This window comes from Luedemannella helvata (genome assembly GCF_039528415.1).
In the GTDB taxonomy this organism is placed as follows: domain Bacteria; phylum Actinomycetota; class Actinomycetes; order Mycobacteriales; family Micromonosporaceae; genus Luedemannella; species Luedemannella helvata.
The window spans coordinates 74,153-93,691 of the sequence record NZ_BAAALS010000002.1; the positions used below are offsets into that span (position 1 = coordinate 74,153).

General features: G+C 72.7%; 19 protein-coding genes and 1 tRNA gene. 13 read left to right on the top strand and 7 right to left on the bottom strand.

Features of this window, described 5'->3' with window-relative positions; genetic code table 11:
* Window positions 1-19 precede the first annotated feature (19 nt).
* Complete coding sequence (locus ABD191_RS02525; RefSeq protein ID WP_344076296.1) at window positions 20-472, bottom strand: glycine-rich domain-containing protein; 453 nt, start codon at window positions 470-472, stop codon at window positions 20-22.
* Here ABD191_RS02525 and ABD191_RS02530 point away from each other — a divergent pair.
* The 3 genes from ABD191_RS02530 to ABD191_RS02540 are packed head-to-tail and all read left to right on the top strand — an operon-like array spanning window position 471 to window position 4,091.
* The gene (locus ABD191_RS02530; RefSeq protein WP_344076298.1) at window positions 471-2,069 is read left to right on the top strand and encodes a class I SAM-dependent methyltransferase; all 1,599 of its coding nucleotides are present in this window, start codon (window positions 471-473) and stop codon (window positions 2,067-2,069) included. The genes ABD191_RS02525 and ABD191_RS02530 overlap by 2 nt on opposite strands.
* Window positions 2,070-2,112: 43 nt before the next feature.
* On the top strand, window positions 2,113-3,090 hold the full coding sequence (locus ABD191_RS02535; RefSeq protein ID WP_344076300.1) for a transporter substrate-binding domain-containing protein: 978 nt from the start codon (window positions 2,113-2,115) through the stop codon (window positions 3,088-3,090).
* The gene (locus ABD191_RS02540) at window positions 3,087-4,091 is read left to right on the top strand and encodes a hypothetical protein (RefSeq protein WP_344076302.1); all 1,005 of its coding nucleotides are present in this window, start codon (window positions 3,087-3,089) and stop codon (window positions 4,089-4,091) included. The genes ABD191_RS02535 and ABD191_RS02540 overlap by 4 nt, the downstream gene beginning before the upstream one ends.
* On the opposite strand, the gene ABD191_RS02545 is transcribed toward ABD191_RS02540, so the two are convergent.
* A complete protein-coding gene (locus tag ABD191_RS02545; protein WP_344076304.1) occupies window positions 4,088-5,254 on the bottom strand; it encodes a glycosyltransferase in 1,167 nt (388 codons plus the stop codon). The two genes, ABD191_RS02540 and ABD191_RS02545, sit on opposite strands and share 4 nt — an antisense overlap.
* A gap of 259 nt (window positions 5,255-5,513) precedes the next feature.
* On the opposite strand from ABD191_RS02545, the gene ABD191_RS02550 reads away from it, so the two are divergent.
* From ABD191_RS02550 to ABD191_RS02585, 8 genes are all read left to right on the top strand, one after another.
* Window positions 5,514-5,585, top strand: a tRNA-OTHER gene (locus ABD191_RS02550).
* Window positions 5,586-5,609: 24 nt separating this feature from the next.
* On the top strand, window positions 5,610-6,947 hold the full coding sequence (locus ABD191_RS02555) for an SDR family NAD(P)-dependent oxidoreductase (RefSeq protein ID WP_344076306.1): 1,338 nt from the start codon (window positions 5,610-5,612) through the stop codon (window positions 6,945-6,947).
* Window positions 6,944-8,086: a leucine-rich repeat domain-containing protein gene (locus ABD191_RS02560; RefSeq protein ID WP_344076308.1), complete on the top strand. Its 1,143-nt coding sequence runs from the start codon at window positions 6,944-6,946 to the stop codon at window positions 8,084-8,086. The genes ABD191_RS02555 and ABD191_RS02560 overlap by 4 nt, the downstream gene beginning before the upstream one ends.
* A 31-nt stretch (window positions 8,087-8,117) precedes the next feature.
* A complete protein-coding gene (locus tag ABD191_RS02565; protein WP_344076310.1) occupies window positions 8,118-9,992 on the top strand; it encodes an ankyrin repeat domain-containing protein in 1,875 nt (624 codons plus the stop codon).
* A gap of 7 nt (window positions 9,993-9,999) precedes the next feature.
* The gene (locus ABD191_RS02570) at window positions 10,000-11,178 is read left to right on the top strand and encodes an AAA family ATPase (RefSeq protein ID WP_425560640.1); all 1,179 of its coding nucleotides are present in this window, start codon (window positions 10,000-10,002) and stop codon (window positions 11,176-11,178) included.
* Window positions 11,179-11,183: 5 nt separating this feature from the next.
* Entirely contained in the window at window positions 11,184-12,350 is a 1,167-nt protein-coding gene (locus tag ABD191_RS02575; RefSeq protein ID WP_344076313.1) for a vWA domain-containing protein, read from the top strand.
* A 143-nt stretch (window positions 12,351-12,493) separates the two neighbouring features.
* Window positions 12,494-12,982 (top strand): P-loop nucleotide/nucleoside kinase family protein, encoded by a 489-nt coding sequence (locus ABD191_RS02580; RefSeq protein WP_344076315.1) that lies wholly within the window; start codon window positions 12,494-12,496, stop codon window positions 12,980-12,982.
* Window positions 12,983-13,103: 121 nt separating this feature from the next.
* Complete coding sequence (locus ABD191_RS02585; RefSeq protein WP_344076319.1) at window positions 13,104-13,487, top strand: peptidase inhibitor family I36 protein; 384 nt, start codon at window positions 13,104-13,106, stop codon at window positions 13,485-13,487.
* A 113-nt stretch (window positions 13,488-13,600) separates the two neighbouring features.
* On the opposite strand, the gene ABD191_RS02590 is transcribed toward ABD191_RS02585, so the two are convergent.
* Together ABD191_RS02590 and ABD191_RS02595 are read right to left on the bottom strand one after the other, a co-directional pair.
* Window positions 13,601-14,167: a dihydrofolate reductase family protein gene (locus tag ABD191_RS02590; RefSeq protein WP_344076321.1), complete on the bottom strand. Its 567-nt coding sequence runs from the start codon at window positions 14,165-14,167 to the stop codon at window positions 13,601-13,603.
* 98 nt (window positions 14,168-14,265) lie between these two features.
* The gene (locus ABD191_RS02595; RefSeq protein ID WP_344076771.1) at window positions 14,266-15,096 is read right to left on the bottom strand and encodes a TrmH family RNA methyltransferase; all 831 of its coding nucleotides are present in this window, start codon (window positions 15,094-15,096) and stop codon (window positions 14,266-14,268) included.
* A gap of 216 nt (window positions 15,097-15,312) precedes the next feature.
* Here ABD191_RS02595 and ABD191_RS02600 point away from each other — a divergent pair, with 216 nt between their 5' ends.
* Window positions 15,313-15,849 (top strand): class I SAM-dependent methyltransferase, encoded by a 537-nt coding sequence (locus ABD191_RS02600; protein ID WP_344076773.1) that lies wholly within the window; start codon window positions 15,313-15,315, stop codon window positions 15,847-15,849.
* Here the strand turns inward: ABD191_RS02600 and ABD191_RS02605 are convergent.
* Window positions 15,824-16,219 (bottom strand): OsmC family protein, encoded by a 396-nt coding sequence (locus ABD191_RS02605; RefSeq protein WP_344076323.1) that lies wholly within the window; start codon window positions 16,217-16,219, stop codon window positions 15,824-15,826. The genes ABD191_RS02600 and ABD191_RS02605 overlap by 26 nt on opposite strands.
* Window positions 16,220-16,265: 46 nt before the next feature.
* Between ABD191_RS02605 and ABD191_RS02610 the strand changes: the two genes are divergently transcribed.
* Window positions 16,266-16,835 (top strand): GNAT family N-acetyltransferase, encoded by a 570-nt coding sequence (locus ABD191_RS02610; RefSeq protein ID WP_344076325.1) that lies wholly within the window; start codon window positions 16,266-16,268, stop codon window positions 16,833-16,835.
* Here the strand turns inward: ABD191_RS02610 and ABD191_RS02615 are convergent.
* Together ABD191_RS02615 and ABD191_RS02620 are read right to left on the bottom strand one after the other, a co-directional pair.
* Window positions 16,826-18,871 (bottom strand): alpha-glucuronidase, encoded by a 2,046-nt coding sequence (locus ABD191_RS02615; RefSeq protein ID WP_344076327.1) that lies wholly within the window; start codon window positions 18,869-18,871, stop codon window positions 16,826-16,828. The genes ABD191_RS02610 and ABD191_RS02615 overlap by 10 nt on opposite strands.
* Window positions 18,868-19,536, bottom strand: coding sequence for a YesL family protein (locus ABD191_RS02620; protein WP_344076329.1), 669 nt, complete (start codon window positions 19,534-19,536; stop codon window positions 18,868-18,870). The genes ABD191_RS02615 and ABD191_RS02620 overlap by 4 nt, the downstream gene beginning before the upstream one ends.
* Window positions 19,537-19,539: the final 3 nt, after the last annotated feature.

Genomic DNA, 19,539 nt, shown 5'->3' on the forward strand with positions numbered 1-19,539 from the left:
TACCACAGTGTGTCGAGGATCAGGCGGCTTCGCTCAGTGTGTGGAAGTCGTGGATGTACTCGCCGAACTCGGCGCGGTAACGCTCCTGCGTGCGCAGCCACGCGTCGGCGAGGTTCTGCCGGTCGGCCGCGCCGCCCGTACCGACGTACGGGAAGTGGTGCAGGTAGTAGCCGAAGATCCGGTCGCAGTGCTCGAAGTACGCGTACGTGTCGAGGATGTGGCCATGCCAGAAGTCGTCGATGTCCGCGTGCGGCGGCAACAGTTCGCCCTCGTAACGGCGCCGCAGGTACAACCAGTTTTTGTACAGTCGCTCGCAGTAGTCGGCACGGGCGCGGCTCCACCCGTCCGTCCCGGTGAGGCGCTCCTTGAGCGGGCCGAAGTTGATCGCGCCGATGTAGCGGCGGACCTCGGCGAGGTCGGCGATCCGGATCGGAGAGATCCGCTCGTGGTCGTCGCCGCGCAGCTCGCTCATGGTGACGATCCTGGGGCCTGGCGCGGGCGGCGGCCAGGCAGTTGACCGGCAGTTCACCGGCAGGATCACCGCCGTGGTATCAACGACCACGATGAACCGCTACGTGCTCTTCCCCGGCCGCCACCACCTGCTCACCCGGTTCCAGGCCGAGTACCTCGGCGGCCTCGCGGCCGGCGGCACGGTCGTGTGGGCGGTCACCTCCGCCAACCACGAGAACACCCGGCGCAACCCCGTCCCGTACCACCGGCGCGAGGCGGCCATCGAGCGGTTCAGCCTCCTGGCGGGCCTGCGCTCGGTCGTCGTACCGATCTTCGACACCGCGCCGACCGACCGGTTCGCCGAGGTCACGCTGAAGAGCATCGCCGTGGCCACCGGGCTCGACCTGACGCCGGACGACACCGTCGTGGCGTGCTCGACGCCCGAGGTGGCGGCCCTGTACGAGAAGCTGGGCTTCCGGATCGCCGAGGTGGAGGCCGATCCGGCCAACGATAGTGAGCCGCAGCGCCCGTGGGACGTGCTGCTGCGGCTGGCGGCCGGTGACGGGACGTGGCGGGAGCTGGCGCACCCGGCCACGGTCGACGTCTTCGAGCGGTACCAGCTGGTCGACGCCGTGCGTACGGTCGTGAACGACCCCGTGGTGGGCGACGAGGGCGGGCTGACCGCGACGCGCGACTACCGCACGTACATGGAGGCGTTCGCCGCCGGGGCGGCGCGCAAGTGGGACCTGGTGCGGCCGTACGTGCGGCCGGGCCGCATCGTCGACATCGGCTGCGGCGCCGGCGCCGTGCTGGAGTTGGCCGACCGCGACCCCGGACTGCGCGAGAGCGACCTGATCGGTGTCGAGATCGCCCGCCACCTGTACGAGGAGTGCGTGCACAAGAAGGCCCAGGGCGCGTTCGGCAACCCCAACGTGTACTTCTACCGGCGCAACGTGCTCGGCGGTGCCGTGTTCGAACCCCGGTCGGTCGACACCACCCTGACGTTCGCGCTGACGCATGAGATCTGGTCCTACGGCGGCCAGCTGGACTCGCTGCGCCGCTTCGTCCAGGCCATCTACGACCACACCGTCCCCGGCGGGGTGTGGATCAACAGCGACGTCTGCGGCCCGGACGGGCGCGACGGCGCCGTACGCCTGACGTTGACGAACGCGGACGGCGACAATCCGGCGGCGCCGCGCCGCGACCTGGCCCAACTGTCCCCGGCCGAGGCGGCGGCCCACGCGGCCGGCCTGTCCACCCGCGCCCGGCTCGACCAGTTCGCCGTGGACTTCGCCTTCCCACTCACCTACGAGCCGGCCGACGACGCCGTCGAGATCAGCCTCGGCGACGCCATGGAGTTCCTGACCCACAAGGACTACACGGACAACTGGCTCTCGGAACGGCAGGAACAGTTCTGCGGCCTGGAGTTCGCCGACTGGAAGGCGCTGCTCACCGACGTCGGGTTCGACATCGACCCCGCCTCGCACGCGTGGCGCAACGACTGGATCATCGACAACCGCGTCGCGCCGGTCGCCTCGATCACACGGCTGGACGGCAGCCGGATCGACTGGCCGGCCACCCACGTCCTGACGGTCGCCCGCCGCCCGCTCAACACCTGATCGACCCCGTACGATGGCCCAACCGGCCACGAAGGGGAAGCGCGTGACGAATGGGCACGGGTCCAGCCGCCGCGACGCGCGGGTACGGGCGGCCAGGGCGGTCGCGGTGGGGCTGGCGCTGCTGCTGCCGGCGGTCGCCGGGGTGGCGTTCCTCGTCCTCAAAGGACCGCCGTCGAAGCAGGCCCTGCTGGAGGAGGCGGGCCTGACCGGCAAGCGCGAACTCGTCGTCGGGGTCAAGGACGACGCACCCGGCGTGAGCCTGCGCGACCCGGTCACGGGCGAGTTCTCCGGCTTCGACATCGACATCGCCCGGATGATCGCGGCCGATCTGGGTTTCCAGCGCGACCAGGTGCGGTTCCTGCCGATCGAGACCGAGGACCGGCCGAAGATGCAGGCCCGCGACGGCGACACGTTCGTCGACGTCGACCTCGTGGTGGCCAGCTACAGCATCACCGAGGAGCGGGAGAAGCTGCCGTCAGTGAGCTTCTCCGCGCCGTACCTGCGCACCGAGCAGTCGGTCGTGACCCGGGCCGGCCATCCCACGGTCACCTCCCTGGACGACCTGCGCGGCAGGTCCGTCTGCACGCTGGCCACGTCGACCTCCGAGACGGCGGCGTCGCGGGCCGGGGCGGTCGTCACCGGACGCAACCGCATCAGCGAGTGCGTCGATGCCCTGCGCAAGGGCACGTTCGACGCGGTCACGACCGATGCCGCCATCCTCGCCGGGTTCGTGGCCGCCGAGCCGAAGAAGCTCACGGCCCACGACATCGGCCTCGACGCCGAGGAGCGGTGGGGCGTGAACACGGGCGGCAACGAGGCGCTGCGGACGCTGGTGAACCTGTCGCTTTACGACTCCCTGCACAACCCGCGAGACCAGCGCTGGGAGGAGGCGTTCGACCGGTACCTGCGCCCCGAGCAGGCCGCCAACCTGCCGCAGCAGGTCGCTATCGACCACCAGCCCGAGGACGTGCCGCAGGTGCGCATCCGGCGGTGGCCGTGGGAGCGCACGGGCGCGCGATGACGGTGGAGACGCCGGCCCCACCGGCCCGCGACCGGCAGTGGCTGTTCACGTTCGTGCCCGCGTTCCCGCTGCTGCTGCTCGTCCTGCGGCTGTGGTACCTGAGCCGGCAGGACACGACGACGATGCTGCTGCTCGTGCAGTACGTCAACCCGTTGGGGCTGGTCAGCGCGCTGCTCATCACGCTGGTGTGGATGCTGCCGGTGGTGGTGCTCGTGGTGCGGGCGCTCGGCCTGCTCCTGCGCGCCAGCGACGGGCGGGCCGACGCCGCCCGTTCGTGGCTGTGGCGGGTGAGCCGGCGCATGCCCGACTGGGTCGTGCTCGTCGTGGCGGGGCTGGCGGCGCTCACCTGGCAGATGCGCTTCCTGCCCGTACTGCTGATGTTGGCCGTGTCGATCCTGGCGCTGACCATGCGGCTGCGCCACGGCGACCGGCCGCGCACGGTGCGCGCGTACGGCGTGGTGCTGCCCGTCGTCGTGGCCGTGGTGGCCTACGCGTGGCTGGCCGGGGCGATCGGGGAGTCGGTGCGGGCCGGCGAATGGGCCACGGCGTTCCTGCTCGTCGCCCCGCCCGCGTTGACCCCGCTGCTGACCGGGCCGGTGCCGCAGCGGCTCGCCCGCCTGGTCACCCACTGGCCGGCCACGGTCGCCGCGCTGGTGTCGCCGTTCCTCATCGGCGCGATCTTCCTGCGCGCCCCGGTCCTGCCGACGGTCGCGCTGGAGCAGACGGACTCCCCCGTCGTGCTGCTGGGCGCCATCGTCACGGTCGACGACCAGATGACCACCCTGCTGGAGGCCGGCGGGTCGGTGCGGTTCGTGCCCAACGCCGAGGTCCGCTCGCGCACGCTGTGCCCGGATCCCGAACTGGCCCCGGCCAGCGTGGTCACCGTGCACGGCTGGCCGGTCGAGCAGACCGCGCTGGAGTGGATCGCGCCGTCGCGCCCGCCGACCACGCCCGACCCCCGCTGCCTCGGCCGGCCCGCCGAACCCGGTCCGACCGGCTAGCGGCGCCGTCGCACCCCGACCGCCGCCGGGGCGCTGACCTGCTCGATCACGGACGCGTACGCGGCCGCCATGCGGGTGTGGCTGAACCGGGGCCGCGCGCGCAGCAGCGTGGGCGTCCACTGGGGTCGGCGGGCTATCGCCTCGTCCCACGCCGCGCTGACCGCCGCCGGGGTCGGCTCGACGACGAGGCCGTGACCGGCCACGATGGACGCCGAGTCGCCCACGTCCGTGGTGACCGGAACGGCCCCGCACATCATGCCCTCGATGAGGCACAGGGGCGCGGCCTCGCCGGTCGACGAGGTGAGCGCGACGACGTCGGCGGCCGCGTACACGGCTGGCATGTCCTCGCGTACGCCGAGCGTGTGCAGCCGGCGCAGCAGGTCCGGGCGGTCCTCGAAGGCGATCTCCAGGTCGACGCACAGCGCGGTGTTGGCCAGGCTCATGCCCGCCCCGCACATGAGCACGTGCGCGCCGTCGTTGCGGCCCAGGAAGTCGCGCGCCGCCGCCAGGAACAGCGGCACGTTCTTCATGCCGTCGTAGCGGGCCGCGAAGACCACGAGCGGGGCGGCGGCCGGCAGGCCCAGGGCGCCGCGCAGGCGGCGTCGCTGGCGGGCCGGCACCGGCCGGTACCGCGCGAGGTCCACCCCGTTGGGAATCACGGTCAGCAGCCGGCCGGGGATGCCGGCGGCCTGGTAGGCGGCCCGGGTCGACTCGGCGCAGCAGACCACGGCGGCGACGCGCCCCGCGTCGACGGCCGACCGCAGGTCGGCCAATGCCCCGCCCTGATGCTCGGGATCGGACCGGTGCAGGCACACCACGAGCGGCCGGTCCGGGAACCCGAACTGGTTGACCAGGCGCAGCGGCTGCTCCTTGAGGGACAGGACCACATCGGCCCGCGCCGCGTGCCGTGCCGCCACCGCCATCTCCGCCTCCGTGAACGGGCTGGCGTCCACGGCGGAGCGGCGCAGCGCGCCCACCCGGACGCCCGCCTCCCGCAGCGCCTGGTACCGCGAATCCGCGCTCATCCGCTGGCGCATGCTCTCCCGGTGCACCTCGCGGTAGAGCCCCAGCACGGAATGGCGGTGCGAACCGCTGGTGTGCAGTTCGCGGATGACGGAGGTGTGCAACGCCCGGGCGCCGCCGGCGAAAAAGGCCTCGTACAAAGAAAGAACCCGTGCGCGCGGCGCAGCGGGAGCGATGGATCGGACCAGGTCGGCGTTCACAGGCGCCCCCGCATCAGTCGTCGCGAACCACTCCTGTACCCGGGACGGCGTCCCGTTCAAACTCGCTCGATTGTGCTGGCATTGACCGACAGCACCGAAGATCCTCCGTTAAATGCTGCTTTCAGCATATGTACGTTCTGTAAACAACGGAACCCGCGTTGGTTTCGTCAGTACGCGCTGATAATGTCTCGCGCGCGGTGGGGTCGTAGCGCAGAGGTCGTCGCGCCCGTACCCAAGCTGGAGGACGTCGGTTCGAATCCGACCGGCCCCACCGCGTTGCAACGGAAGGATGTGCGTGGAGCCGCTGTCGGCACTCGACATCGCGGCCTGCCTGAAGGTGTTGGCGAGGGTCGCGCAGGAACCGGCCGACCCCGCACTCGCCGAGGTCCGTCGGGCGGTCGAGCACGCGCACCGGGCGGGCAAAAAGCAGGCCAAGGCCAGCCGCCGCGACGAGCGGCGCGAGCACGACCGCGCGGTCGTCGCGACCGCCCGCCGCTTCACCGACGAGATCCCCGACCCGGACGACGCCGACGCCGACCGGTCCAGCAGCGAGCTGCGCGGGGCGCGGCGCTGCTATGTGTGCAAGGCCAGCTACCGGCAGCTCGACTCGGAGTACCACATGCTGTGCCCGCCGTGCGCGGCGGAGAACGCGCGGCGCCGCCACGCCCGCTGTGACCTGACCGGCCGGCGCGCGGTCGTCACCGGCGGGCGCATCAAGATCGGCTTTCACACGGCTCTGAAGCTGCTCCGCGACGGCGCGGACGTGCTGGTCACCACCCGCTTCCCGCACGACGCGGCGCGGCGCTTCGCCGCCGTGTCGGACGCGCCGCAGTGGCTGGACCGGCTGTGGATCCACGGGGTCGACTTCCTCGACCTGCCCGGCGTGCTCGGCCTGGTCGACACGGTACGCGACCGGTGGGGGCAGCTGGACATCCTGGTCAACAACGCGGCCCAGACGATCGCGCGGCCGGCGGAATACCACCGGGAGGTCCGGGCGGCCGAACGCGCGCCGCGCCTGGGGCTGCCCGCGACCGTGACGGTCACCGGCGACGGTCCGCCCGCAACCGGGCACGCCGTGGCGACCCGGGCGGCGCTCGACCTGTTCCCGGCGACGCTGCGCGACGAGACCGGCCAGCCGCTCGACCTGCGCGACGTCAACAGCTGGACCCTGCGCGTCGGCGACGTGTCACCGCGCGAGTGGCTCGAGGTGCACGTCATCAACGCGTTCGTGCCGTTCCTGCTCACCGGTCAGCTGCGGCCGCTGCTGGCGGCGGCCGGGCACCCGGACCGGTACGTGGTGCAGGTGTCGGCCATGGAGGGCAGCTTCAGCCGCCCGTCCAAGACGGACCGCCACCCGCACACGAACATGGCGAAGGCCGGTCTCAACATGCTGACCCGCACGGTCGCCGCCGAGTACGCGGCCGAGGGCATCCACATGTGCAGCGTGGACACCGGCTGGGTCACCGACGAGCGGCCCCACCCGAGCAAGCAGGCGCAACGGGCGGCCGGCTTCCGGCCGCCGCTGGACGTCATCGACGGCGCGGCGCGGGTGTACGACCCGATCGTGCGTGGCGTGCACGGCGACCCGGTGCACGGCGTGTTCCTCAAGGACTATCGGCAGGTGCCCTGGTGAGCGACCCCCAGCCCGTCCCCGTGCGGTGCCCCGCCCCGCAGACCCACACCGGCCCGGATCACGATCGCGAACTGGACCCGCTCGTGGCGCGGCTGGCCGACCCGGCGCCCGTACCCGGCGCGCTCACGTTCCCGCGCGGCACGCTGCAGCCCGACGGCCGCCTCGACCTGTGCAAGCAGGCGCTGAGCCCGCTCGACGCGCGCCGGATCATCCCCGTCGCGGCACGCTCGCCGCACACCGCGCACCTGCTGCTGGGCACCAACAGCCTGGGCGGTGCGGGCGTCGCCGCGCTCGCTGACGCCTTGGGCGACGACCATGGGGTACGCACGCTGTACCTGGGGTGCAACCACATCGACGCGCCCGGCCTCGCGCCGCTGCTGGACCGGCTCGCCACGGACCGGACGGTGCGGGCGCTGTGGCTCAAGCGCAACCCGATCGGTGACGCGGGCGTGGTCGCCGTCGCGGAGGCGCTCGCGACCAACACGACCGTGCGGACGCTCGACCTGACCAACACCGGCCTGACGGTCGCGGGCCTGCGGGCGCTCGCGGACGCGCTGCGCGGCCGCGCGACGCCCGTGCAGCGGCTCTACCTGGGCGGCAACGGCCTCGGCCCGGACGCCGGCGACCTGCTCACCGCCCTGCTACGCGACGCGGGGGTCACCGAGTTGTACCTCAACGCGGGCCGGCTCGGCGATGCCGGCGCCGCCTCGATCGCCGACGCGCTGGCCGACGTTGACGACCGCCGGGTGACCCTCGGCCTGGGTGGCAACGGCCTGACCCCGGTCGGCGTGCGCCACCTGGCCGCCCGACTTCCCCACTTGTCCACACTGGACCTGGCCCGGCCGCCGTCGGCGCTGGCGCTGGCCGCCGAGCCGAACGTGGTCGGCGACGACGGCGCGGCTGCCCTCGCCACGGCCCTGCCGGGCAGCGGCCTGCGCCGGCTGGACCTGCGCCACACCGGCGTTACCGGGCGCGGCGCCCGGCTGCTGATCGACGCCCTCGACGCCGGCACCGACCTGGAGCTGCTCGGTCTCGGCAGCGGCGTGCCGCGCCGGCTCAAGCGCACCGCCGCCGCCGTGCTGCGCCCCGTCACCCCCGCCCCGGAGGACATCATGGCCATCGCGAGCGTGTACCGATGAGCGAGCGCCGCAGCGAACCGGAGGTGACGGCATGAGCGACGCCCGCCGCGTCTTCGTCGACCTCAATGTCGCCGGCTGGTTGGCCGCCCGCCGGAATGCCGTGCCGGCGCGCATGGTCACCGAGGCCGCCGCGCGCCGGGCCGTGGGCGACTGGCGGGGCGCCCTGGCCGCCGCCCGCTTCACCACGCGGGTCGACCTCGCCGAGGTACGCGACCGGTACGGCGCCGAGATGGCCGCCCAGGTCGAGGACGACCTGTGCCATCTGGCGCCCGACCTGGTGCGTTGGCACCTGTCGCGCGCCGACCGCGACGGTCTCGGCCTGCTGACCCCCGCCCAGCGTGTCCCTCTCGCCTTCTATGCCGACGGCGTCGCGCTGCATGTCGTCACGCCCCCGCACGCGGAGCGACCGCAGCGGCTGGAACTGCACGTCGGGCCGCTGCACGCCGGGCCCTTGCCCCCGATGGTCGGCCACCGGGACGACTGGTCGCGGGCCCGGTACCTGTGGGACGCCCGGGTGACCGCCGAGCTGCTGCGCCGGGTCGGCGGCGACCGCGCCGCGTTCTTCCACCGCGACGGGCGGGCCCGCACGGCAGCCGAGCTGGCCGCCCCGGCAGCGGCCGACGACCTGGCCGCGCTGATCGAGCGGGTGACGACCCTGCAGGACTCGGGCGAGGTCGAAAAGGCGTGGACGGCGGCCGGCGTGCGCGCGGACTTCCCGCCCGCCACCGCCCGTTGGGGCCGGCCCCGGATGGACCACGCGTTCCCGGAGCCGTTCGGCGCCATGGTCCCGATCCTCGTCCCGGCCGCGCGCCACATGCTGGCGCGCACCGGCGCCCCGGCGATCGCGCTGCGCCCGTCGTTCGGCTGGGCCTCCCGCGTGGTGCTGCGCGACCAGGACGGGCAGCTCACCGCCGAACGTGCCTCCACCTACACCGACGGACTACCCAACCTGCCGTACGCCCACTGGCGGCGCCTGCCGGACCTCGAACTGCTGCGTACGGGTCACATCGGTACGCACGAGGTGCATCCGTTGGTGCGGGCAGCCCTCTTTCCCGAGGAGTCCGACCCGGACTACCGCCCGCGCACACCGGACGTGCCGGCGTCGGTGCCGGTGCGCTGCCGCGGGCAGTGGCACCGGGTCGGCTGGCGCGACGGGCGCGTGCACGCCCACGACCACACCGACGACGAGGCGCAACGGGAGCGCGTCATGCGGGCGCTCGGCGGCGAGGTGCCGGGCTGCTTCACGGTGGCCGAGACGTGGCAGGGTTCGGCGACCGGCCGCCTGCCCCGGCAGTTGCGGGACCTGCGCGCCCACGCCCTGGCCGCGCTCGCGCACGGCGATGTCGACGAGTTCGCCCGGCTGCTCGACCTGGGTGTCGATCCCGCCGGCGTCCGCGACCGGTGGCAGCGCGGGCCGCTGCACCACCTGGGCAGGATCGACGACGAGAGCCTGCTGGTCCGGCTGCTCGCCGCCGGCATGGACATCAACGTCCGCGACAACAAGGGCCGCACCCCGCTCCTGGCCGCCCTCTTCGACGGCGCCCCGGCCACTCTCGTACGCGCCATGCTCGACGCCGGCGCCGACCCGACCGTGACCGACGACATGGGCGACAGCACGCTGCATTTGCTGCGCTCCCCCGACGCCGCCGTGATCGTGCCGTGGCTCGTCGCCGCGGGCGTGGCGTTGGACGCCATCGACGAGTACGGCCGCCCGCCGTTGCTGGCGCAGGTACTGACCATGGCCCCGCTCGCCGTCATCCGGGCGACCCTCGATGCCGGCGCGGACCCGGCCCAACCCGACGAGTACACCGAAATGAGCGTCCTCGACGTGATCGTCCAGGCCCGTCGCGACGACCTCGCCTTCCTGGTGGCCGCCGCGAAGGCGGCCGGCGTCGAGGAGGAATGACGACCCCGTGACCCACGAAGACCAGTTGGCGCTGGCCGACGTGCTCGTGCGGCGCACCCGCGAGGCGCGCAGCGAGCCGGCCACGAGCAGCCAGGCCGACGCGCTCGCACTCGCCGTCGCGGCCAACCTGCCCGTCCTGCTCTGGGGCGAGCCCGGCATCGGCAAGTCGGCCACCCTCGAACAACTCGCCGCCGCGCTCACGCTGCCGCTCGAGACCGTGATCGCGAGCATCCACGAGCCGAGCGACTTCTCCGGCCTGCCGATCGTCAGCGAGGACCCGGCCAACCAGGGTGTGCCCATGGCGCCTCCCGACTGGGCGGTGCGGGTCGCCCGTACCGGAAAAGGGTTGTTGTTCTTTGACGAGCTGTCCTCGGCGCCGCCCGCGGTGCAGGCCGCGTTGCTGCGGGTCGTGCTGGAGCGGCGCGTCGGCAGCCTGCGCCTGCCCGACCAGGTGCGGATCGTGGCGGCCGCGAATCCGCCGGCCAGCGCCGCCGACGGGTGGCACCTCAGCCCGCCGCTGGCCAACCGGTTCGTGCATCTGCACTGGACGCACGACCCGCGGGTCGTGGCGCGCGGCCTGGCCGGCACGTGGCCGGCCGTGACCGTACCCGCGATCCGGCCCGAACGGATGGACGCCGCACTGGCCCGCGCGCGCGGGATCGTCGCCGGGTTCCTCACCGCCCGGCCCGGCCTGGCTCACCACATGCCGGCCGACGCGCAGGCCCGCGGCCGCTCGTGGCCGTCGCCGCGCACCTGGGAGATGGCCCTGCGGCTGCTCACGTTCGCCGACGCGTGCGCCGCCGACCGGGAGGCGCTCGGCGCGGCCCTGGTCGGCGCGATCGGCGACGGGCCCGGCCTGGAACTGCTCACCTTCGCCGAGGAGCTCGACCTGCCCGACCCCGACCGGGTGCTGGCCCGCCCGGAGGCGTTCGCGCTGCCCGAGCGCGGCGACCGGCAGTTGGCGTTCCTGACCGCGGTGGTCGCGGCCGTGCAGGCCCGCACGAGCGAGGAACGCTGGAACGCCGGCTGGGTCGTGCTCGCGAAGGCGGTCGACGCGGGGGTGCCCGACGTGGCGGCGCGCGCCGCGATGGATCTCGCCGCCCTGCGCGACCCGCGCTGGCCGGCCCCGCCGCAGCTCGACGCGTTCATCGACATCCTCGCGCTGTCCGGGGCGCTGGCCCGCTGAGCGCGTTGGACCGCACCAAGCTGCTCGCCGCCCGCTACCGCGCGGCCGGCGACCGGCCGTACCTGGCCTCGGCGCTGTACGCGCTGGCGGTCGTGCCGTCGGCGGCCGTACCCACCATGGCCGTGGACCGGCACTGGCGCTGCTACGCCAACGCCGGGTTCGTCGAACGCACCCCGGTCGCCGAACTCGCCGGGGTGTGGCTGCACGAGGTGGCGCACCTGCTGCGCGACCACCACGGCCGCGCCGAGCGGCTGCCCGCGCGGTACCAGGGCGACCACGCCCGGGTGAACCTCGCCCAGGACTGCGAGATCAACGACGACCTGACCGACGACGGGGTGCCGCTGCCGGCCGACCACATCCGGCCGGCGACGTTCGGCCTGCCCAAGGGCCTGCTGTTCGAGCACTACCTGCCGGACATCCCGCCGCAGCCGGCGTGCCCGCGGTGCGGCTCCGGCGCGTACGGCGGCGTCGAGCCGTGGGACCTCCCGCCCGCCGACCGCGCCGCGTCGACGGTCTCCCCGACCGAGGCCGACGCGATCCGGCGGGTCACCGCCGACGCGATCCGCGCACACCAGAAGAGCCGCGGCGACGTGCCGGCGGGCTGGCGGCGGTGGGCCGACGACATCCTGGAGCCGACGGTCGACTGGCGGCAGGTGCTCGCCGGCAGCGTCCGCCAGGCGGTCGCGTGGGCGGGCGGCGCGGTCGACTACACGTACCGGCGGCCGTCGCGGCGCGCGGCCAGCCAGGCCGCCGTGGTGCTGCCCAGCCTGCGCCGGCCCGTGCCGGCCGTGGCGATCGTCGTGGACACCTCCGGCTCCATGTCGGACGACGACCTGGCCGAGGCGATCGCCGAGGTCGCCGGCGTGCTGCGCGGCGTCGGCATCCGCGGCAACCGGGTCACCGTCCTGGCCTGCGACGCGGCCGTGCACACCGCGCAGCGAATCTCCCGGGCCGAGGAGCTGGAGTTCTCCGGCGGCGGCGGTACGGACATGCGCGAAGGCATCGCGGCCGCGCTGGCCCAGCCCCAACGACCCGACGTCGTCGTGGTGCTCACCGACGGTGAGACGCCCTGGCCCAACGAACCCGTCGCGACGAGGGTCATCGCCGGCCTGATCGGCGATGAGCCGCCCCTGCCGCCGGAATGGATCGAGTCGGTGCGCATCGGCGCCTGACTCACCGGTGCCGCGACGAGTTGCCGCTCTTCAGCCGCGAGCGACTCCGCAAAGATCGACATCGTCCACGATCACGCCCCAGCGTCACACGTGGCGGGTCACCGCGATTTGCCCGTCGCATCGGCGAAGATCAGAATGGCTCCGTGAACGAGGCAAAGCTCTACCTGGTGTGCGGACTGCCCGGAGCTGGAAAGACGACCCGCGCGCGGCAGATCGTCGAGGGCGCGAAGGCGGTGCACCTGAGCCCGGATGAATGGATCGTCGGGCTCGGCATCAGCCTCGTGGACTACGAGTTCCGATTCAAGCTCCAAGACTGCATGCTGGAGCACGCGGGCAAGATCCTGCGCTGCGGCGCGAGCACCGTCATCGAGTTCGGCTCCTGGTCCCGCGAAGAACGCGAGAGCATCCGGCAGGTCGCGGTGCGCGAGGGGGCCGTGACGGAGCTCCACTTCCTGGACGCTCCTCTCGACGAGCTCGTGCGGCGAGTGCGAGCGAGGGGTGGCCCGGATGCCGAAGCGCTCGCCTCCGACGTGCTGCTCGGGTCCTCCGACCAGTTCGAACGCCCGACGCGGGAGGAGATCGCGCTGTTCGATCGATACGTCGGGCCCGACGATCATTGGCCGCCGCTCTAGTGGCCCGTCTTTGACGTCCGGTTGGGAAGGCCGCGTCCTCGTGGGCACGTGCATCACACGGCGATGTCTGGCACAGCGCATAAATTTGTTACCATCAATGGACCTACTCGGGGAGGTCAATGTGCTGTTCGGACGTCTGCGTTCCGTCCTACCGATCGTCGCCCTGTCAATGGTCGTGGTGTTCGGCACGGGCACCGCAGCCTCAGCCGGTCCCAGCATCGGTACGTGCCCTTCCGGCTCCCTCTGTCTCTACGAGGGCGCCGGCTTCACCGGCGCGAAGTTCAGTGTCACCTCGCTCAACCCGAACGGAACCTGCGTCAGCCTCGTCTCTCACGGCTGGGGTGACCGCGCGCACTCGGCAATCAACACGCATAACAGCGGCGCCGCCATGTTTATGAACGACAACTGCGTCGGCGGCCCGTACCAGGTTCCTGCCAACTCGAGCCTGTCGAGCTTCGGCGGCTTCACCCCCGAGAGTGTCTGGGTTCCGTACTGGAACTCCTGATCCAACCGGAAGTCTCGTGACGCCCTGGCGGCCCGAACACCGCGGGCGGGCCGCCAGGGCGCCTTTACCAGCGACCAGCCGCCGAATCTGTCCGAACGGCACGCCGTGATCAGCTACCTGGCGACACGGAACCTGAGGATGGTGACGGCGTCCGCCTGCGTGCTGCTGATCGGCTCCAGGTCGATCCTGCCGGGGCGCGGGGGCGAGAACCGGACACCGCTGCCGAGCAAAACCGGAAGCACGTAGACCGAGATCTCGTCGACAAGGCCCCGCTCCAGGCACTGGCCGGCCACGTCCGCGCCGAGGATCTCCAGGTCCTTGCCGCCCGCCGCGTCCAGCGCCGTGGCGACCGCCTCCCCGAGGTCACCGGTGAGGAACGTGACGCCGGGGTCTGGTGGGTCCGGAGGCTCGTGGGTCAGGACGAACACGGGCCCGGAAAAGGGATAGCCCTCCTCCTTCTCCGCGGACCCGGCTTCCTCGCCGGCCCGCATCCTCTTGCCGACCTCGTGGGTGCGCCGCCCGACGAGCATGGCTCCCGTAGCCGCGGCGATCTCCGCGAGCCAGGGCGCGTCCGGAGCGGCGAAGTCGAAGACCCAGTCCATGGTGTCGTCGGGACCGGCGATGAAGCCGTCGAGCGACATGCACCTGTTCACAACCACCTTGCCGGTTCCACCGCTCATGTGGCCCCTTTCAACGTTTCACACCGATGGGCGAGCTTACCGAGTTGCCGGCGCGCCCGAGGCGATCAACCGTGGTGGTACGCGCAGGTACCCGCGGCTCACAGCTCCCGGCGGGCCGCGATGCGCTGACGGGCCGCCTCGTAGAGCACCGCGGTCGCCGCGCTGGCGGCGTTGAGGGAGCTGGCGCTGCCGACCATGGGGATGCGCACCATGCGGTCGGCCAGCTCGCGCCACGCGGAACTCAGTCCCTTGGTCTCGTTGCCCACGAGCAGCAGTGTCGGCACGGTCAGATCGGCGTCGAAGATGTCCACGTCGCCGTGCTCGTCCGTGCCGACCACCTGCACCGGCGTCGCGCCACGCCGGTGTGCGTCGAGCCAGGCCATGACCTCCTGCGCCGTGGGCACCCGGACGGTAGGCAGGGCGAAGAGGGATCCGGTGCTCGCGCGCACGGACTTGCTGTCGTAGATGTCGGCGGCGTGGCCGGTCACGATGACACCGTCGGCGCCGAAAGCGTCCGCGGAGCGGATGATCGTGCCGATGTTGCCCGGGCTCGTCGGACGGTCGAACAGCACGCCGAGGAAGTCACCGCCGACCTTGATGCGGCCGAGGTCGTCGTCGGGAATCCCCATCACCGCGACGACCTCGGGCACCTCCTCGTTCTTCTCGCTCAGCTCGGCGAGCAGCTCCGGGGCCATGCCGACCTGCTCCGCGCGGGTCGTCCGCAGCAGATCCCGCGCCCACGTCGAGAGCGGGCGCCCCATATCGAAGATGAGCGTCCGGATCGGCCAGCCGTGCTCCACTGCCACGTTGATGGGCCGGACCCCCTGCACGAGGAACTCACGGGACCGTTGCCGCTTGTTCCGGTTCGTCAGCAGCGCCTGCCACTGCTGGAACCGCGCATTTCTCGTGGTGATCCGCACGCAACGCACCGTACCCTGACCCGACACCGCCGCGTCACCTTAGGGACTTTCGGCCCTTTTCGCCCGGGACCTCGGCCCCTCGACATGCGCCTGAAGATCAAGATAAGTTGGTCCGTCGTCGCGTCAGGAAGGGACTCAGGGATCGTGCACGTCGACAACCTCTGGCTGCGAAAGCTCGCGGAGGACCCGGGTCACTCACAGTGGTACGTCCAGCGGTTCCGGGACATGGCCGCCCGCGGCGCCGACCTCGCGGGCGAGGCGCGCCTGATCGACGCGATGGTGCCGCGCGGCGCCCGGATCCTCGACGCGGGCTGCGGCACCGGCCGCGTGGGGGGCCACCTGGCCACGGCCGGTCATGACGTCGTCGGCGTCGATCTGGACCCCGAGCTGGTGGCCGCGGCCCGGGAGGATCATCCCGGGTCACGCTGGCTGGTGGGCGACCTCAGCGAGCTGGACCTGCCCCGCCTCGGCATCCCCGCCGGCTTCCACGCGATCGTCTGCGCCGGCAACGTGATGACGTTCGTGGCGCCGGCCACCCGGGTGGAGATCCTGCGCCGCTTCGGGACGCACGTGGGCGCCGACGGCCGCATCGTCGTCGGCTTCGGGGCGGACCGCGGCTACGAGTTCGACGCGTTCCTCGCCGACGCCGCGACCGCAGAGCTGCGCACCGACCTGCTGCTGGGCACCTGGGATCTGCGTCCCTTCACGCCCGCCTCGGACTTCCTGGTCGCGGTGTTCACGGCCGGTCCCGCCGGACGGTAGCCCCGGCGCGGATCGCCCGCGGGATCTCGGCGACCTCGTCGACCCGGTCGAGGAGCCGTGCGAGGTCCTCAGCGGACAGGGGCGAGTCGACCTCGACCTGGTACGTGATGCCGGACGACACCCACGTCTCCATATCGAACCCGCCGCCCGCCGACACCCGTACGCCGTCGATGCGCAGGTCGAGCGCGAGCGCCTCGCGGTAGATGTCGTTGAGCACGCACCCGGCGGCGGACAGGTGCAACAGGTGTGCCCCCGTGAAGGGGGCCTCGACGCTCACCCCGCCGGGCGTCCACCGGTGCGGGAAATGGACGGCACCCGTGGCCGTCGACCGCAGCGTGCCGGCCCCAACGATCACCTCGAACTGCTCCACGCGCCCGCGCCTCACCTTCGTCGATCCGGACCCATATCATCGCCGGATGCCGGGGTCCTTCCGCAAGCCACCGCCGTCGGATACGGACGCCGCCCGGGCGGAACCGCGGCCAGGCGGCCCGGTGGGCGGCGTCGCGATCCGCCTCGCCGTGCCCGGCGACGGGCCGGCCATCGCCGAGGTCCAGCGGGCCACCTGGCTGGCCACGTACCACGAGTGGATCCCGGAGGCGGTCGCCGGCCTCGACCCGGTGCGCACGGCCGGGAACTGGGCGCGGGCCAGTCGTCAGCCCGGCGACCGCGTCGCCCTCGCGCTCGTCGGCGGGACGATCATCGGGTACGCGTGGAGCGGTCCGGCGGACGAGCGCGCCGACGGCGAACTGCTCGCCCTCTACGTGCACCCGGACGCCCAGCGGCAGGGCGCCGGCCGCCTGCTGCTGGCGGACGCGCTCGCGTGGATGTCCGCGACCGGCCGCGTCCGGTGCCTGGTGTGGGCGCTGGAGCGGCACGCCCCGGCGCGCCGCTTCTACGAGCGGGCGGGGTTCGCCCTCGACGAGGGCCACAACCGGTCGTGGCGCGGGCTCACGGAGATCAGGTACTCGCGGGCCGTTCAGGCGTAGATCCGCCGGCCCCGGGCATCCGGGATGCCCGACTTGCGGTAGAAGTACGTGTTGATGTGGTCGCGCCACTCGGTCGCCGAGCGCACCTGTTCGTCGAGCAGCTCGGCGACCCGGGCGTGACGCGCCTGGCCGACGAAGTCCGCGACCTCGGCCCACCGCCGCCGCATCTGCACGACCCGGGCCACCCCGTCGAAGTGGGTGTCGTAGATGTGCTGGATGACCGACAGCCCGGAGCGCAGCACGTGCGTGTACGGCACGTGGTGGAAGAACAGCAGCAGCTCGTCCGGGCAGGAGTCCGGCGACTCGTACACATCGCGCCACGGCGGCGGGAACTGCCCGGTGAAGCCCGTCCCGGACGCGCGGGTACGGTCCACGCCGACCCCGTCGCGGTCGGCGAAGTGGTAGGTGCCCCACCGGCTGTACTCGTACCCGTCGACGCTCGGCCCGTAGTGGCTGCCGGGGTCCACCATGAACCCGACCCCGAGCGGTGCCGTGTACGACTCGTACACCGACCACGACGAGTCCATGATCTCGTGCAGCGCGGCTCGCAGCGGTGACGGGCACGGCGCGAACGTCAGCGAGATCCACTCGTCGAGCACGGCGACCGGGTCGAGGGAGGGGTCCCAGGCCAGCCGCCCGAAGGCGTACAGGTTGGCCTGGGCCAGGGGGTGCCCGGTCCAGAACGGGTCGTCGCCGACGTTCGACACGGCGACCAGCTCGGCGGCCACCTCAGCGACCGTCCGCCGGGAGAACGGGAAACCGAGGACCCAGCTCCACAACGGGCCCAGGTAGCACACGTGGCGTTGCTGGCCCGTGTACTCCTGCGTCACCTGCAACTCGACCGCCACGGCGGTCGACGCCATGGCGCCGATCACCGGGGACACGGCCTCGCGGGCCTGGAAGTCGACCGGCCCGTACTTGACCTGCAGGATCACGTTGTCGGCGAACTGCCCGTCGAGCGGCGCGAAGTGGTCGTGCGCGGCCCGGGCGCGGTCGGTGGACCGGTCGCGCCAGTCCTGGTGGTGGTTGTAGACGAACGCCCGCCAGTGCACGACCCCGCCGAAGGGGGCCAGGGCGGCGGCGAGCGCGTTCGCCCCGTCGGCGTGGGTGCGCCCGTACCCGAACGGCCCCGGCTGTCCCTCGGAATCGGCCTTCACCACGAAGCCGCCGAAGTCCGGGATCGCCGCGTAGACGGCCGACACCGCGTCGGCCCACCACTGGCGCACGGACGCGTCGAGCGGGTCGGCGGTCGGCAGCCCGCCCAGCACCATCGGGGAGGCGAAGCTGACGGACAGGTGCACGCGGATGCCGTACGGGCGCAGGACCGCCGCGATCGCCGCCACCTGGTGCAGCCGGTCGGTCAGCAGCCGGGCCTCGGTCGCGTGGACGTTGACGTTGTTTACCGAGATCGCGTTCACCCCGGCGGCGGCCAGCAACCGGCCGTACTCGCGTACCCGGGCAAGATCGCGCGGCTGGCCGGCGCGCCAGAAGATGGACCCGCCCGCGTAGCCGCGTTCGACCTGGCCCATCACCGGATGCACGTCGACGTTGTCCCAATGGTCGAGCATCCGCCGGGGTTTCGCGGGCCGGCGCGCCTCCAGCGGGTGCCACCCGTCGAACGCCGCCGTGCCCAGCCGGGCGACGTGGAACAGCCCGTAGAGCAACCCCACCGGCCCGTCGGCGAGCACCACGGTCGTCCCTCCGGGCCGGGCCAGGGCGTAGCCCTCCTCGCCCAGCGGCTCGCCGGAGGAGACCTCGGCCGCGACGTCACCCGCCGCCGACGGCAAAGATCCAGATCCGGTGAGTACGAGCATGAGCTGCGCCCCGTCGAACGACGGATCGCGGTGAACCTGCCCGCCGTAGCGCGCGCACGCGCGCGCCACCTCGGCGAGCACGGTGTCGACGACCGGCCCGTCCTCGGCGCACACGAGCACGCGGCGGGCGCCGATCGCCCGGAACGCCTCGGCCGGCAGCCACGCGGGGTCGAGGGTCATCAGCTGCTCGGGGTTGTCGTCGCCCCCGTAACGGATCTTCACGCGGTGTACTCCTGGCGAACCACCTCGAACAGCGGCCGCGCGCCGAGGACGAGCATCGCGACGAACAGCGATCCGAACAGGGCCAGCACCGCCTCCGACGACGCGAACACGACGCCACCGGCCACGATGAGCAGGCAGGCGTTGGACACGGTCACGCCCAGCTTCCGGAACAGGAAGTAGGCGGCCAGCCGCGCCACGTCGCGCCCACGGAACGCGAACAGCGACGTGATGACGAGCGCGTTGACCAGCCATAACGCGGTCGCCGCGCCGGTCAGGGCGACCAGCACCGCCCACCACAGCGGCAGGCCGGTCGCGCGGAAGTTGGCCAGCGTCACCGCCACGATCGTCAACCATGCCAGGCCGGGCACCCACACCTTGAGCGCACCGACCGCGTTGAGCCGGTAGCCGCGCCAGAACGCCGCCGCCGGTTGCAAGTCGGTGATGTCGGCGCTGCGGTGGTGCAGGGCGTAGACCGCCGCCGACAGGGCCGGCCCGACGGGCAGCGCGCAGAGCGCCACCAGCGGCAGGTTGCTGGCGTCGCGGTCGAGGAACAGGAGCACCGCCAGACCCGGTGCCGCCGTGAGCACCAGCAACCCCTCGACGATCACCAGTGTGTAGATCAGCGCGGTCGCCCGCGACAGCGGGCCCTCCCCAAATTGACGCACGCC